This is a genomic window from Streptomyces viridifaciens, assembly GCF_001888885.2.
In the GTDB taxonomy this organism is placed as follows: Bacteria; Actinomycetota; Actinomycetes; order Streptomycetales; family Streptomycetaceae; genus Kitasatospora; species Kitasatospora aureofaciens.
This window is the reverse complement of the sequence record NZ_CP090841.1, coordinates 48,067-61,347: the sequence shown is the minus strand read 5'-3', so window position 1 is coordinate 61,347 and position 13,281 is coordinate 48,067. Positions and strand designations below refer to the sequence as shown.

Annotated in this window: 13 protein-coding genes and 2 pseudogenes; 6 read left to right on the top strand and 9 right to left on the bottom strand. The window is 74.0% G+C overall.

The window, feature by feature from the left end; translation table 11 throughout:
* Positions 1 to 84: 84 nt before the first annotated feature.
* The 3 genes from BOQ63_RS07820 to BOQ63_RS07810 form a co-directional block, all read right to left on the bottom strand.
* Positions 85 to 1,293 carry a vWA domain-containing protein gene (locus tag BOQ63_RS07820; RefSeq protein WP_030552921.1) on the bottom strand — a complete coding sequence of 403 codons (1,209 nt, stop codon included), beginning with the start codon at positions 1,291 to 1,293 and terminating at the stop codon, positions 85 to 87.
* 188 nt (positions 1,294 to 1,481) lie between these two features.
* Positions 1,482 to 2,729, bottom strand: a complete 1,248-nt coding sequence (locus BOQ63_RS07815; protein WP_030284763.1) for an AAA family ATPase — start codon at positions 2,727 to 2,729, stop codon at positions 1,482 to 1,484.
* 88 nt (positions 2,730 to 2,817) lie between these two features.
* Entirely contained in the window at positions 2,818 to 4,236 is a 1,419-nt protein-coding gene (locus BOQ63_RS07810; protein ID WP_072653925.1) for a hypothetical protein, read from the bottom strand.
* A gap of 394 nt (positions 4,237 to 4,630) precedes the next feature.
* Here BOQ63_RS07810 and BOQ63_RS07805 point away from each other — a divergent pair, with 394 nt between their 5' ends.
* Both BOQ63_RS07805 and BOQ63_RS07800 read left to right on the top strand, forming a co-directional pair.
* Positions 4,631 to 5,230 carry an anthrone oxygenase family protein gene (locus tag BOQ63_RS07805; protein WP_079183511.1) on the top strand — a complete coding sequence of 200 codons (600 nt, stop codon included), beginning with the start codon at positions 4,631 to 4,633 and terminating at the stop codon, positions 5,228 to 5,230.
* A 199-nt stretch (positions 5,231 to 5,429) separates the two neighbouring features.
* A complete protein-coding gene (locus tag BOQ63_RS07800; protein WP_030284769.1) occupies positions 5,430 to 6,152 on the top strand; it encodes a polysaccharide deacetylase family protein in 723 nt (240 codons plus the stop codon).
* A 176-nt stretch (positions 6,153 to 6,328) separates the two neighbouring features.
* Here the strand turns inward: BOQ63_RS07800 and tpx are convergent, their stop codons facing one another.
* Positions 6,329 to 6,829, bottom strand: a complete 501-nt coding sequence (tpx, locus tag BOQ63_RS07795; protein ID WP_030284770.1) for a thiol peroxidase — start codon at positions 6,827 to 6,829, stop codon at positions 6,329 to 6,331.
* Positions 6,830 to 7,085: 256 nt separating this feature from the next.
* Here tpx and BOQ63_RS07790 point away from each other — a divergent pair, with 256 nt between their 5' ends.
* Positions 7,086 to 7,730 (top strand): hypothetical protein, encoded by a 645-nt coding sequence (locus BOQ63_RS07790; RefSeq protein WP_030284771.1) that lies wholly within the window; start codon positions 7,086 to 7,088, stop codon positions 7,728 to 7,730.
* A 364-nt stretch (positions 7,731 to 8,094) separates the two neighbouring features.
* Here BOQ63_RS07790 and BOQ63_RS07785 read toward each other — a convergent pair whose 3' ends face one another.
* The gene (locus tag BOQ63_RS07785; RefSeq protein ID WP_030552911.1) at positions 8,095 to 8,424 is read right to left on the bottom strand and encodes a hypothetical protein; all 330 of its coding nucleotides are present in this window, start codon (positions 8,422 to 8,424) and stop codon (positions 8,095 to 8,097) included.
* Between the two features lie 441 nt (positions 8,425 to 8,865).
* Between BOQ63_RS07785 and BOQ63_RS07780 the strand changes: the two genes are divergently transcribed.
* Positions 8,866 to 9,495, top strand: a complete 630-nt coding sequence (locus tag BOQ63_RS07780; RefSeq protein ID WP_072653923.1) for a hypothetical protein — start codon at positions 8,866 to 8,868, stop codon at positions 9,493 to 9,495.
* A 506-nt stretch (positions 9,496 to 10,001) separates the two neighbouring features.
* Here BOQ63_RS07780 and BOQ63_RS07775 read toward each other — a convergent pair.
* The 3 genes and pseudogenes from BOQ63_RS07775 to BOQ63_RS07765 all read right to left on the bottom strand — a co-directional run.
* Positions 10,002 to 10,140 (bottom strand): annotated as a pseudogene (locus tag BOQ63_RS07775) (IS5/IS1182 family transposase); the annotation flags it as partial.
* A gap of 76 nt (positions 10,141 to 10,216) precedes the next feature.
* Complete coding sequence (locus BOQ63_RS07770) at positions 10,217 to 10,453, bottom strand: hypothetical protein (protein WP_030284775.1); 237 nt, start codon at positions 10,451 to 10,453, stop codon at positions 10,217 to 10,219.
* A 283-nt stretch (positions 10,454 to 10,736) separates the two neighbouring features.
* Positions 10,737 to 11,585 (bottom strand): MBL fold metallo-hydrolase, encoded by an 849-nt coding sequence (locus BOQ63_RS07765; RefSeq protein WP_030284777.1) that lies wholly within the window; start codon positions 11,583 to 11,585, stop codon positions 10,737 to 10,739.
* Between BOQ63_RS07765 and BOQ63_RS07760 the strand changes: the two genes are divergently transcribed.
* Both BOQ63_RS07760 and BOQ63_RS07755 read left to right on the top strand, forming a co-directional pair.
* Complete coding sequence (locus BOQ63_RS07760; RefSeq protein ID WP_072653922.1) at positions 11,555 to 12,016, top strand: TetR family transcriptional regulator C-terminal domain-containing protein; 462 nt, start codon at positions 11,555 to 11,557, stop codon at positions 12,014 to 12,016. The genes BOQ63_RS07765 and BOQ63_RS07760 overlap by 31 nt on opposite strands.
* A gap of 45 nt (positions 12,017 to 12,061) precedes the next feature.
* Positions 12,062 to 12,205 (top strand): annotated as a pseudogene (locus BOQ63_RS07755) (IS5/IS1182 family transposase); the annotation flags it as partial.
* A gap of 577 nt (positions 12,206 to 12,782) precedes the next feature.
* Here BOQ63_RS07755 and BOQ63_RS07750 read toward each other — a convergent pair.
* Positions 12,783 to 13,229 (bottom strand): ASCH domain-containing protein, encoded by a 447-nt coding sequence (locus BOQ63_RS07750; protein WP_046385805.1) that lies wholly within the window; start codon positions 13,227 to 13,229, stop codon positions 12,783 to 12,785.
* Positions 13,230 to 13,281 lie beyond the last annotated feature (52 nt).

Genomic DNA, 13,281 nt, shown 5'->3' with positions numbered 1-13,281 from the left:
GTCGCCCGGGGGAGGGGGGCATGGGGTTCTTTTGACCCCTCCCCCCGGCGCTTCTGTGGTGCTTCTGTCGTGCGCGGCGGCCGTTCAGCCGATGGTGACCACACGCGCCCAGTCCGGCGGAGCGTCCGGCCGGTACTCGCCCCTGTTCTCGTTGTACCGGCTCGGTCGCCGGAACAGGCCGACCACCGTACGGCACGACGGCGCCACCGCCGGCCAGGGCGTCTGCCCGTCCGTCAGCACCACCACGACGTCCGGTCGCGGCCGGGTCCGCAGTGCCGCCGCGAAGCCCGTCCGGAGGTCCGTCCCCCCGCCGCCGACCAGCGGGATGCCCGCCGCCCGGCAGAGCGGTCCGACGGCCTGGGCGGCCGCGTCGCAGGACAGCACGGTGACCTGGTCGTGGCGGCCGCCGGCCGCCTGGCCGATCGCGGCCACCTCCAGCAGCGCACTGCCCAGCTCCCGGTCGGAGACCGACCCCGAGGTGTCGATCACCACCGAGACCCGTGGCGGGCGCCGCCGCAGGCTCGGCAGCACCACACCGGGCAACCCGACCGAGCGCCTGGCCGGGCGGCCGTAGCTGTAGTCCCCGCCCGCGCCCGGCCCGGAGACCGCCGAGCGCATCGCCGCACCCAGCAGCTGCCGCCACGGCTGCGGCGGGTGGAACACCTCCTCGGCCCAGCGCCGCCAGCCCGCCGGAGCGTTGCCGGGGCGGCCGCGGATGGCCTCGGCGACCCGGAAGCGGACGGCGTCGCGCTCCTGGGCGGTCAGCCCGTGGGCGCCGTCCGGGCCGAGCTCCCAGTCGCGGTCCACGCCGTCGGCGCCGCTGCCGCAGTCCAGCCAGGCCAGGCCGGGCTTGCGCAGGTCGAAGCTGAAGCCGCGGAAGTAGTCCTCCATCAGCTCCCCGTCGGGCAGGTCGAGGAACTCCGGCGTCAGCGCGCCCGCCGGTTTGACCAGCCCGTCGCCGAACGCGTCGTCGTTGATCTCGCAGTCGGCGGCGATGTTCATCCTCAGCCGGTCCGCCGGGCCCTTCAAGCCGAGGTCGCGCGCCAGGCGGTCGCTGCGCCCGTGGTGGTCGCGCAGCAGGTGCGACACCTCGTGCACCCAGATCGAGGCCAGGTCCTCCACCGGCGTGCGGTCGACGAAGGCCGGGGAGGCGTAGCAGCGCCAGTAGCGGTCCACGCTCATGGTCGGCGTCTGCCGGGACTCCACCAGGTGCAGGGCGAACAGTGCCGTCGCCAGGTAGGGGCGGGCCCGGACGGCCTGCAGCCGGGCGGCGTAGAGCTTGTCGCGGTCCAGCTTCCCGGGCTGGGGGGTGGCGGCGGCGTCCGGTTCCCCGGTCCCCGGGCGGCTGCGCCTGCCGACGTCCAGGGCCGTGCGGGCGGTGGGCCTGGCCCTGTGGGCGAGGTCCCGTGGTGTGGGGGCGGGTCCGGGCGCCGGCTCGGGTCCGGTCGTTGCGTCGGCGCCCGGCGGCGTCGAGCCCGCGCTCACCGGCCGGCCGTCACGTCGGTCCGCGCGGCGACCCGGACGGCGGCGCGGTCGGCCCGTCGGGACAGGGCGACCGTCGAGGCCAGGTGCTCGATCGCCGCCGGGACCTCCCAGCCCTCCCGGCGCAGCGAGGCCAGCGTGGTGGCCGGGACGACCAGGAGGTCCGGCGCTCCGGTCTCCAACGCCCGCACCAGCACCGCCCAGGCGGCGTCCCACCGCGCGCGCTCCGGCCTGCTGCGCACCGCGGCCACCACCCCGTCCAGCACCACCTGGCGCAGGTCCCCGCGCTCGGGCAGCACCGCGCACGCCGGATCGGCGAGCAGCTGCTCCGGATCCGGCAGGTCCATCCGGTCCAGGCTCGCCATCAGCTCCAGCCCCGGGCCGTCCCCGACCGTCCCCCGGACCAGCAGCGACAGCACCTCCCGGGAGGAGCCGGCCGCGGTGGCGAAGGCGATCAGCCGCAGCGTCATGTCCCAGCTGCGCGGGGACGGCCAGGCGCCGCCGCGCTTGGTCTCGTTGGTGGGCAGTCGGTGTACCAACTCCGGCCGCACGGTGAGCAGTTCGCACACCGCTCGACGGGCGAAGACGACCGCCGCGGACAGCTCCCCCGGATCGAGCCGCGGAAGCGGGGCGACCGGCCACACCCCACCGAGGCCCCGCACCACCACCTCGTGGTCGTGCACCCACTGCAGGTGGACGAACCGGTTGGCCAGCGGCGGGCTCAGCTCCCACCCGTCGGCCGCCGACGAACGAGGATTGGCGGCCGCCACGATCCTTACGCCCGGCGGCAGTTGGAGCGCACCGATGCGCCGCTCCAGGACCAGTCGGAGCAGCGCGGCCTGGACGGCGGGCGGCGCGGTGGACAGCTCGTCCAGGAACAGCAGCCCGCGTCCGGCCCGGACCAGGCGCACCGCCCAGTCCGGCGGGGCCAGCGGGACGCCCTGCTGCGCCGGGTCGTCGCCGACGACGGGCAGCCCGGAGAAGTCCGACGGCTCGTGGACGCTGGCGATGACGGTGGTCAGCGGCAGGTCCAGCGCCTCGGCGAGCTGGTTGAGGGCCGCGGTCTTGCCGATGCCCGGCTCACCCCAGAGCAGGACGGGCAGATCGGCGGCCACGGCGAGGGTGAGGGCCTCCAGCTGGTCGTCGGGGCGGGGCTCGGTGCGGGTGTCGGCGAGCAGGTCGAGCAGTTGGCGGGCGACGTCGAGCCGGGCGGGGGTGGGCGTGGATACGGGCGTGGGCATGGGCATGGGCATGGGCATGGGCATGGGCATGGGCATGGGTGATCACCTTGGGAGGTCGGAAGCAAGGCGCCCAGGCGCCAAGGCGCTCAGGGCTTCAGCGGGTGGCGGTGCGAGGGCGCCGGGGGAACGGGAAGCCGATGGTCCGATAGCAGTCCCGGACCGGCGTCCGGTAGTGGGCGTAGGAGGCCTCGCTCTGCACGGCCTTGACTCGCTGGTCGATGGTCAGGCCGGCCCGGTAGAGGCCGTAGGCGACCCGGCGTTCCGCCGCCGCCGCGAGTTCGTCCCGCAGTGGGCCGTCGCGCAGCGCCGCCTGCGGGCCGAGCAGGCCCTCCACCACGGCCAGCGCCCCGGCGGTGTCGCCGTGGTCCAACCGCTCGCGCACACCGGCCAGTTCGGCCGGATCGCGGTGCGCCTGGTCGATCGCGCGCAGGCACGGCAGCGGGGTGCCGGACAGCGAGGCCAGCAGCTCCTCGCGCCGCAGCTGGGCCGGGTCGTGGTCGAGCGCTGTCAGCACTCCGTCGACGACGGCGATCCGGTGCTGAGCACCGCGGCACTCCACCAGCCTTTGTCCGGCGGTCGGTTGACGGCGCCGGTCGGCTCGGTGGCCGGGCGCCAGCGCGGCCGCCACCAGTGGGTGCAGCCGGTCGGGCTCGATCGCGTCGCTGCGCAGCAGGTCGACGTCGGGCAGCACCCAGGTCGCCGCGTCGGGCAGCAGCGGCAGGGAGCGGAGGTCGTCGGCGGCCTCCTCGGGCGGCCCGTCCGGCTGGGTCGGGTCGTTCGGGTCGTCCAGCCGGTTCGGCCGGTTCGGGGTGAGAAGCAGCCGTCGGCCGTGTTCCAGGCGGACCACGACCGGCCCGGGCGGGCGTCCCTCGGCGCGCAGCAGGACCTCCGCCTCGGCGGCCCAGCGGTCGACGGCGTGGCGCAGCCCGTAGCGGTCAGGTCCGTCCCGGGGCCGGTCCTGGGGCCCTTCGGCGGGCCGTCCGAGACCGGCACGCAGCGCCAACTCCCCGCTGCGGTCAGCGTCCCAGAGGTGCCGGTGCAGGTCGAGCCGGAACCGGCGGCTGGGGCGTGGGTGCGGATGCGGGGCGGGACCGTCCGAGGATCCGTCCCAGAGCGCCAGGCTGATCCGCTGCCCGTACTCCGCCCAGGCGGGCGGTGTCCGGACCACCAGGTGGACCGGGCGCTCGCCCGGGTAGCGGACCAGGGACACGGTCAGCCCGGCGCGCAGCAGCCCGTCGGGTGCGGTTCTGGGCAGGTGCCAGCGCAGCAGGTCCGGTGCCAGGCAGCGCAGGTCACCCCGTAGCCGCTCGGCGAACTCCCGGCCGTGGGCGCGGGCGACGCGTGGCAGCTGGAAGTCGATCTCGACGTTGGCGGCGGCGCAGGCCCCGGCCCAGTCGCCGGACAGCCGACGTGCGGTAGCAGCCTCGATCATGGAGGGCGGCACGGCGTACTCGCGTACGCGCCGCCAGAAGGAAAGTCGGGAGTCGTCCCCGTTCGCGGTGTGAGTGAGCATCAGCACTCACCTTGCGCGAGCGGGACCTCCGATCCGAGATCAGCGAAAGTGTTCATCGCGGGGAGCCTAGCGCCGGCTGTTGACGCTCCGCCACACCTTTCCGCCTCCCGGGAGCCGTGGTCCGCTACGGCCCCGGTGTGTTCCGGTGGTCGCGGGAGGACGGGCGGCCCCGGGTTCCGGGGCCCCGTCGGCGTCGTAGATGCTCGCGTATGCGGCTGAGCGCGGAGGCCATGGTTCGCCGGGCCCGGCGTGGACTTGACTGGAGGACACCCGGGACGGACGACAGCGAGGGCCCAGGGAGGCCCGCTCCGTCCGCCGGTCGCTTCTCAGTCCGGGACTCCGGGCGAGGTGGTTCCCGCGAGGGGCGGGGACCGGCAGAACCGAAGGATGGCCGATGCGCTCCAACCAGACCACGACTCCTGCTTCCTCCACCGCCCGAGCGGCCGTCGACGGCCTGATCCGAGGGAGCGTCCGGCCGGTGACGGCCACCACCCGCAGCAAGGCCGCCGGTCCGGTGGTGGTCGGTGCCACCATCGCGATGGGGCTGATGGCGGGGCTGTTCTTCGCCTTCGACGTGTCGGTGATGCCGGGCCTGGCAGCCGGGGACGACCGGACGTACGTGACGGCGATGCGGCACATCAACGAGTCGATCGAGAACGGCATGTTCGGTCTCGTCTTCGTCGGCGCCTTCCTCGCGACCGGCGTCGCGGCCTGGCTGCAGCACAAGGCGGGCCGTCGGCGGGCCGCGCTGTGGGCGGGCGCGGCGACCCTGCTGTACGTGGTGGCGCTGATGGTGACGATGGGGGTCAACATCCCGCTGAACAACGAGCTGGCGGCGGCCGGCGACCCTGCCCGGATCCACGACCTCGCCGCCATGCGGGCGAAGTTCGAGGGCACGTGGGTCGCGACGAACATGCTCCGCACCGCGCTGTGCACGGCGGGCCTGCTCGCGCTCACCCGCTCCCTGGTCCTGCACGGACGCGACTCGCGCTGAAACCGGTTTCGCGCGGGGGGAGTTGAGGCCACCGGCAGAGCCGGTCGGCCAGCCGGGGGCGCTCCGCTGTCCGCCTTCCGTCAATACGCCAGCCGGCTGGCCGATTTCACCCCCTTTCGTCCTCGGTGGGGTCGCGACCTCGGCGGTCGTCGGCGCAGACTGGCCGGTACGCGGCAGTTTCCGACGTCAGGGGGCAGGCATGGCGGTACGACCCGTTGGGCGCAGGGGAGTCGGAAGGGTCCGGACCACGATCGGCGCCCTGGCCGTGGCGCTGGTGGCGGGGGCGGTGGTCGCGGTACCCACCGGGACGGCGGAGGCCGCCGGGGCGGCCGGGGCCGGGATGACCGGGAGCGGGGGAGGGAGTGGCAAGGTCGTCTACCTCACCTTCGACGACGGCCCCAGCCCCACCTACACCCCGAGGATCCTCTCGATCCTCAGCCGCTACGGGGTGCACGCGACCTTCTTCGAGATCGGGGAGAACGTCGCCGCCCACCCCTCGCTCACGGCGCAGGTCGCCCGCCAGGGCCACAGCGTGCAGAACCACTCCTGGTCGCACCCGGACCTGCGCCGGCTTTCCGGGCCCTCCTTCAACTCCCAGGTGGGCAACACCGATCAGGCCATCCGGGCGCAGACCGGCCGAACCCCGAAGTGCCTGCGCCCGCCGTACGGCGCGGTCAACGGAACGGTGCGCTCCCGAGCTGCGGCGCTCGGCAAGCAGATCGTGCTCTGGTCCGTGGACCCGGCCGACTGGTCCCGGCCGGGGACGGGGGCGATCGAGTCGAGGGTGCTGCGGAACGTCCGCCCGGGCTCGGTCATCCTGATGCACGACGGCGGCGGGGACCGCAGCCAGACCGCCGCGGCCCTGCCCACCATCCTGTCCACCCTCAAGGCCCGCGGCTACAGCTTCGCGACCCTCTGCTGAGCAGCCGCCGGCGCCGGACGACACCCGCCACGTTGCAACGCCGGTCCGGGCAGCGCGCCGGACCGGCCGCCCAACGACCGGCCGCCCAACGACCGGCGGGCCCGCCGCGCATCCGGGAAGGGAGTGCGGGGCGGGCCCGTCGGGGTGCGGTCCGGGTACGGGCCCGGGCCGGTGCGTCAGTTCAGGACGGCGAGGGCGGCCTCGTAGTTGGGCTCCTCGGCGATCTCGGCGACGAGCTCGGTGTGCAGGACGGTGTCGTTCTCGTCCAGGACGACCACGGCGCGGGCGGTCAGGCCGGCCAGCGGGCCGTCGTTGATCGACACGCCGTAGGAGTCGTGGAAGTCGCGTCCGCGCAGGGTGGAGAGGGTCTTGACGTTCTCCAGGCCCTCCGCGCCGCAGAAGCGGGCCTGCGCGAACGGCAGGTCCGCGGAGATGCACAGCACCACGGTGTTCTCCAGCGCGCCCGCCTTGGCGTTGAAGGTGCGAACCGAGGTCGCGCAGGTCGGGGTGTCGATGCTCGGGAAGATGTTCAGGACCTTGCGCCGACCGGCGAAGTCCTTGAGCGAGGTGTCCACGAGACCCTCGCCGACCAGCGTGAACGCCGGGGCCTGGCTGCCCACGGCCGGCAGCGCGCCGCCGACCTCGACCGGGTTCCCCTTCAGCGTGACCTGAGCCATGAAAAGCCTCCTACCAGCGGTGTACGGATGACAACGCCGCCGATCCTACTGCCCGCCCACCGGCGCCCACCGCCGGTGACCGAGGAACGGACACCGCACCCGCCTCCCAGGCCCGGCCGGTGGCCGCGGCCGACGGTTGTCGGCCGACGGTTGTGCGGCGGGTGGGGGACGGGGGAGGTCTGTGCGATGCTGGCCGCACTGTGAGCGGCGAGCGCCCCCGAGGCGGTCGCTGGACGGGACGGGCGGGGGCGGGCGGATGGCCGGCGGGCGGGACGAGACGGTGGCGCAGGCGGGCGGGCAGGGGAGTTTCGACGTGGTGCGGCGCGGCTACGACACGGCAGCGGTCGACGCCTACCTCGCCCTGCCCCCGGAGCTGCGCCCGACCGCACCGCGGTTCGAGGTCGCCCGGCGCGGCTACGACCGGGCACAGGTCGACCGGGCGGTGGCCGCCGCCCGCACCGTCGTAGGGCTCGACCCCGCCTCCGCCCCCGTCGCGGCGCCCGTGCCCGGCGAGGCGTCCGCTGGCGGGGCTGGGCGGCGCGGGTTCGACCTGGTGCGCCACGGCTACGAGCGCTCACAGGTCGACGCCTACCTCGCCCAGGCACCGGACCGGCGCCAGCCCCGGCCGCGATTCCGGGTCGTTGCACGCGGCTACGCGCCGGGGCAGGTCGACAGGGCGGTGACCGAGGCGTTCGAGGCGCAGACAGCGGCGCTGCCGCTGCCCGTCTTCGCCACCGCTTGGCGCGGCTACGACACGGGCGCGGTGGACGCCTTCCTCGCCCTGGCGCCGCACCACCGCCCGGACACCCCGGTGTTCGCCGTGGTGCGCGGCGGCTACCGCCGCACGCAGGTCGACGCCTACCTGCACGCCACCACCCACCGCCCGATGCCCCGCGCCTGAGACCGGCCCGGGCCGCCGACGGCCGGAGTGCCTCGGCGCCGAGGGGAGGGAGACGAGCGGTACGGCCGGCGCGAGCTCGTGAGCCGGACGCCTTCGACGACGTCGTGTTGCGGGTGCCGTCCCTGCCGGTGTCCGCGGCCCGTGCCGCGTCGGCGCGGCGTGCCGCCCGCACCGTTCCACAAGGGCGCGGCCGCAGCTTCCGACGTCGGCCCGCGCGAGCGGCGGTCCCGGCCCCCGGGGCCCCCGGCGCCTGCGACTGGGCGGGCGCCACCCGAATCCCCTGCCACGCACGTGCCTTGGCCGCCGGGCCTCGTTCCGGCCTCTCCGCACCCGGATCCCCAAACGGGCGTGACCGGTGCCGCTGTCAGCAGTGCTCTTCCAGGTAGAGCATGCGACGGTCGGCATGCGTGCGGAACTCGTGCGCCAGGTAGCGTCCTGCCGTTCGGCTTCCGCCAGACCCCTTGTAGTCGTCCTTGACCATGCCCCAGAGCATCGGGCGTTCACCATCGACGACGAGCCGGGGGCGAGTCCCGCCGCTCTCTCCGAGCACGACGACCGAGGCGGGGTCCTTCATCAGTCGACGCACAGCGCGAAGATCGACTCGCTTCTTCCGGAGCTGCCACGCGGCGCCGGCGTCGTCCAGCAGCAGCACGGGCCCTTCGAGCCGATCCGGGTTCATGGGGAAGGCCTGCACAGTTCGAGTATTCGACATCGCGACGCGTGAGACATCAGGTTCGACGGAACTCCGGAGGGAGCCGTTCTTGGTGTGGGCGTCTGCTGTCGGCGCGGCGCCGGGGCGTCTGCGGTGGGCGGTGTCTTGCCCCGTCGGCCCGGGCTTGTACGCGCTGCGGGTCGTGCCCCGCCTGTTGCGTGGTGGTCGGACCGGGGCGGCGTCCGACCTCCTCCGGGGCGCGCGGCCATTCGGCTTCCGGGCTGTGCCGGGCACAGAGCGCAGTTCGCAACTCGACCCGACTCGCCCTGCCCCGCCCTGCTTCGCCCTGCCCCGCCTCCCGAGCCCATGGATCCTTCTGTCCCACGATGGCTCGTGAAATCGAGTGACGTACCGTCAGCGCTTCGTGGTGTACTGCTTCCTGGATCGTTCGCGCACAAGTCTTCCTGAGGAGTGGACAGTTCGATGAGCGTCATATGCCCGGGTTGCGCCGGCGGGGAGCACGTCCTGCCCGTGCCCGAGGCCCTGGGGGACGTGGTGGCCGCTGCCGTGGACCCGTCGGCGGCCGCCCACCTGGCCCCGCCGCCGGCCCCGCAGCCCGGGCCCGTGCGGGACAGCGCGGCGGTGGCCGTGCTGGTGGTGCTGGCGGCGTTGTGGCTGCTGCTGGGGGTGCTCTCCCTGCTGCGCCCGCGTCCGGACCTGGATCGCTACGGGGACGCCTACCGGGCGGGCTACCTGCTGGGCGGACTCGTTGGTCCGGCGGTGCTGACGGGTGCGGCCCTGGTGGTGCGCATGCTCTCCCGCCGCCGGGCGCGGAGGCGGGAGGAGGAACTGCTGCGGGGCCGGCAGGCGCGCTGGCAGCACCTGGTCGCGCGGTGGCGCAGCGGCTGGTGGTGCCGGCGCTGCCAGGCGGCGTTCTTCCCGGTCGGTGCCCTGCACCCGGGCGCCCCGCCCTCGCCGCTGCTGGCCGCGCGGCACTACCCGGCCTGGGTGCTGGGCACCCCCGCCCCTGCCACTGCCACTGCCACAGGCTCGGGCTCCGCCCTTTCCCCGGGGCCCGGGAGGCAGGGGGCGGGTGGCCAGGCGCTCTCGTAGTACCCCAGGTGCGCGTCGCGCCCGGCGGGGCGCATGCCGGCGGCGGCAATGACGCGCTGGGAGGCGGTCTTCTCCAGGTCGTGTCGCCGACCACGCGTGCCGCTTCGTGTGCGCGGGCCAGCTCCAGCAGTGCGCGCAGCGCCTCCGCGGCGTAGCCCCGGGCCGCGGCCACCAGCCCGTAGCCGACGGTGACGGTGTCCTGCGGGTCGCTGTCGTCCGCGCAAACCCGCAGGTACGGCGGGCCCCGGCGAGGTCGCCGTCGGCGGGGTGGCCCGGCGCCCACGGCCCCGTCGGGGCCAGGGTCACCGCCCAGGAGGCGCCGGGCCTGGCGCGTGGTCGGCGGGTGAAGGATGAGGAGTTCGGTGACCAGGTCGTCCGTACCCGGCTTCGTACCACCCGCCGCCCGCACCCCGCACCCGCAGTTCCCGCCCCGGGCCCGGGGCCCGCCCCGGCCGGTGCCGCACGGCCCTCCCGTGGGGCGGAGCGACCGAGGATTGGCGACATTTCAGGCGCCGTGTGGTGGGTCGTGTCCCAGCGGTAGCGGGCGCTGGCCTCCCGGACGAGTGCGCGGACGGTGACGAACGCGGCGGCGAGGTAGAGGTAGAAGTCGACGGCCAGGCCGTCGCGTTCCGAGCAGCGGCGGACCTACCGGCCCAGCAGCGGCGCGCTCCGGCCGCGCCGGCAAAGCCCGACGCGGTGGAGTTCGGCGGCGGGCCGGGGCTCACGCTTGGTCGGCGATCGCCGCGAGCCAGAGGTGGAGCTCGATATTGCCGCCGGGGTAGTTGACGAAGACTTGGAGCACCAACGTCGACTCTCCCGCTCGCCAGTAGGCCGCCTTGCCGGAATCCGAGTAACGCAGCTCATCTGCGTTCTCGACAGCCTCGCCGTAGTGCGCCGAGATGAGTGTGACGAGTTCCTCGAAATCCTCGGAGAAATCGTCTGCCCGGCGGAATCCCACCGCTATGTCGTCGCCGCCCCATTCCGTCTCGTCGACGAAATCGTCGGCCAGGACGAGCAGCGCCCCGCGGCGAACCTGCTCCCGCTCGTAGTCGTCGAGCCCGTCGAGATCGTAGGGGCTGGACCGGTCCTCGTCGGCGAGCAGCGGCCGGAACGAGCGGGGCTCGGCGGAAGTCAGCGCCCGCGTCAGCTCGAGGATGCCGGCCTTCCCGCGAGGAGGTCGTCGAGTATGTGCTCCGGATCGGCGTTCGGTTCAGTCATGGGGCAGAGAATGTCCGGCCGTGCTAATCAACCGCTGTCCTATCGTTCCCGGCGTCGCCCTTGCCGGCGGGCAGGTCGAGGGTGCCACCGGGGTCGAGCACCCGACTGACCACGCCGAGTTCGTCGCAGGCGGTGGTGAACGCCCCTGACGGGTCGTCGATCTGCTCGTACACCCCGACCGTGTGGAGAGTGTCGTAGTGGATCGGCACCGCGATCCGGGCGCCCAGCAGGTGGGCTGCCGCAGCCGCCTGGGCGGGGTCGAGGTCGACGGGGAACGAGCTCGCGGGGTGCAGGTGCGGGAAGGTGCACACGGCTCCGTTGACCGGCAGGAAGGCCGCGTCGAACGGGCCCAGGCGCTGGGCGATCCGCCACCAGTGCCCGTGGAAGAGGGTGTCTCCGCAGTGGAGGATCCGGCGACCGCCCACCTCTACGACCCAGGACACCTGCGGTGCGCCGAGCCCGTCGACCGCGGGAACGGCGGTCGCGGTGAACGGCCCTGCGCTGACGCTCTGCCAGGGCTCCACCACCATCGCGGGCAGCTTGTGCTCGGCCAGGCCGGCTTCGGCGGCGGCGGTGTCCGGGGTCTCGCGCGCGGTGCCCTCGGCGGGCGCGGGGCGTAGCAGGATCCCGTCCGGGGCGAGTGCCGCGGCGAGGGCGGCCGCGTCGGTGTGGTCTTCGTGCAGGTGGGTCACGAGTGCCAGGTCGACCGGTCCTGCCGGCGGCAGGAGCTCGGTGCGGGGCGGGCCGATGATGTGGGCCAGTTGGGGCATCGCGGTGACTGCGTCGATGACGGCGCGTCCTCCGGCTGCCTCGATCTCGATTCCCGCCCAGCCGAGTCGTCGTGTACGGGCACTTCGGCTCCAAGGAGGCACTTCAACTGGCCACCTTCGATGCCGCCGTCGAGCAGTTCCGGCAACTGGTTCCCGCCAGGGTGCCCCGAACCGCGACGGGCATCGAACGGCTGCGCCACCTGTGCGACGCCTGGATCGACTACCTCGAGCACGGCGGAATCGCCGAGGGCGGCTGCTTTCTCACCGCGGCGGCCACGGAGTTCGACGGCCGTCCCGGCCCGGTCCGCGACGCGGTCGCACAGGCCGCCGGCCGCTGGCTGGCCTACCTCGAACACCTCGCCGCGGCGGCGGTCGAGACGGGGGACCTGCCGCCCGACACCGACCCGGCCCAGATCGCCTTCGAGCTCAACGGCATCGCCATGTCCGCCAACCAGGCCATCCAGCTCCAACGCGACGACGCCGCGCCCCAACGCGCCCGCCGCGCCATGCACCGCGCCGCTGGCGGGCGTTGAGGCCTTTCCAGCCCGGAGTCGGGGGTCGCGCCGCCGGCGTGAAGCATGCCGTCATCTCTGTTCGAGCCGCTGTGGGACCAGCTCTCGGCGTTGTTTCCCAAGCGCCCGGAGTTCGATCCGAATCACCCGCTGGGCTGCCACAAGCGGCGAATACCTGATCGGACCGTGTTCCGGTTGGTCGTCGAGGCCTCGCGCGCGCAGAAAGCACAGCCGCGAACTCCTGCTCCGCGGAGGACAGGTCGTCCTTGTGGTGCTCGAACCAGGGGACTTCTTCCACGGCCGCACCTTGGCGAGGTGACCGTGTTGGCTGGTGAGGAGGAGGAGGTTGTGGAGTCGGGTGTGCCGATCCGGGGACACAAGGCACGTCGGTGGGTCCGGATTCCTGCGCTTGGACCTGCTGTCTCAAGGCCGGTGGCCCGACCCCTGCGGGTGCATTCGGTGACGGGGATGCCGTCTGGGCGCCACTGCGCTCTTATCTCTGGGAAGTGTCTGCCGCTTCGCCGCTGCCGGGCGAGCTCGCCGGTGGGGTGGGGGAGCGTGAGAAGTCGGCGGGTCCGACTTCTCACGTCCAGGGCTCGCTGTCGCAAGGGCTTGCTGATGTGCGGCGTTCGCGGACGCGTCAGTGGGGGCAGATTGTCAGGAATGGCGGGGAGGCGTGCGAGGCCCTACGCGGTGACCTGGTGGTGGCGCCTGGTGGGGCAGGGGAAGTAGGCGGGCCCGCTTGCCCGAGAGGTGTGCCGGTGTGCTGTGGTCGCGGGCCGGGTGGTCAGGAGCGCTGGGGGCGCGCCGGGTTCGGGGTGGTGGGGTCGGCGACGCGGAAGCGTTGGGCGACAACGAGGGTGTCGTCGCCGATGGCCGGGGTGCGGCCGAGGAAGGCGCTGACGCCCTCGCTGCGGAAGAACTCCTCGTGGGCGGTACGCCATTGGGCGGCGTCGGCGTAGCCGCGTCCCTCGGCGCGCGCGAAGTCGTCGTCGATCTCCTTCATGGCTACGACCTGTACGTCGAGGAGTTCGATCGTGACGGCCGGGCGGCCCGCGGAGTCGAGCACCGAGAAGCGCTGTCCGGCCGTCGGCAGTGCCTCGCGGGCGTGCTCGTAGATCTCCAGCAGGCCGGTGAGAGCGGTCTTGTCGCCGCTCAGGATCGCCGCCACGCCCCGGTCGCGTTCCGGCCCGGGAAAGGCGAGTTCGAGGGTCGGAAGGTCGTCGTGCTCCATTGGGCGATGGTACGGAGCCGGGCCCGCGTCGATCAACACCCGGCACTCCCCG

What these genes read in the sequence shown, in the direction of transcription:
- tpx (WP_030284770.1), bottom strand. Translation starts at nt 6,829, where the DNA reads ATGGCTCAGGTCACGCTGAAGGGGAACCCGGTCGAGGTCGGCGGCGCG.
- BOQ63_RS07750 (WP_046385805.1), bottom strand. Translation starts at nt 13,229, where the DNA reads ATGGAGCACGACGACCTTCCGACCCTCGAACTCGCCTTTCCCGGGCCG.
- BOQ63_RS07815 (WP_030284763.1), bottom strand. Translation starts at nt 2,729, where the DNA reads ATGCCCATGCCCACGCCCGTATCCACGCCCACCCCCGCCCGGCTCGAC.
- BOQ63_RS07790 (WP_030284771.1), top strand. Translation starts at nt 7,086, where the DNA reads ATGGCCGGCGGGCGGGACGAGACGGTGGCGCAGGCGGGCGGGCAGGGG.
- BOQ63_RS07780 (WP_072653923.1), top strand. Translation starts at nt 8,866, where the DNA reads ATGAGCGTCATATGCCCGGGTTGCGCCGGCGGGGAGCACGTCCTGCCC.
- BOQ63_RS07800 (WP_030284769.1), top strand. Translation starts at nt 5,430, where the DNA reads ATGGCGGTACGACCCGTTGGGCGCAGGGGAGTCGGAAGGGTCCGGACC.
- BOQ63_RS07805 (WP_079183511.1), top strand. Translation starts at nt 4,631, where the DNA reads ATGCGCTCCAACCAGACCACGACTCCTGCTTCCTCCACCGCCCGAGCG.
- BOQ63_RS07810 (WP_072653925.1), bottom strand. Translation starts at nt 4,236, where the DNA reads ATGCTCACTCACACCGCGAACGGGGACGACTCCCGACTTTCCTTCTGG.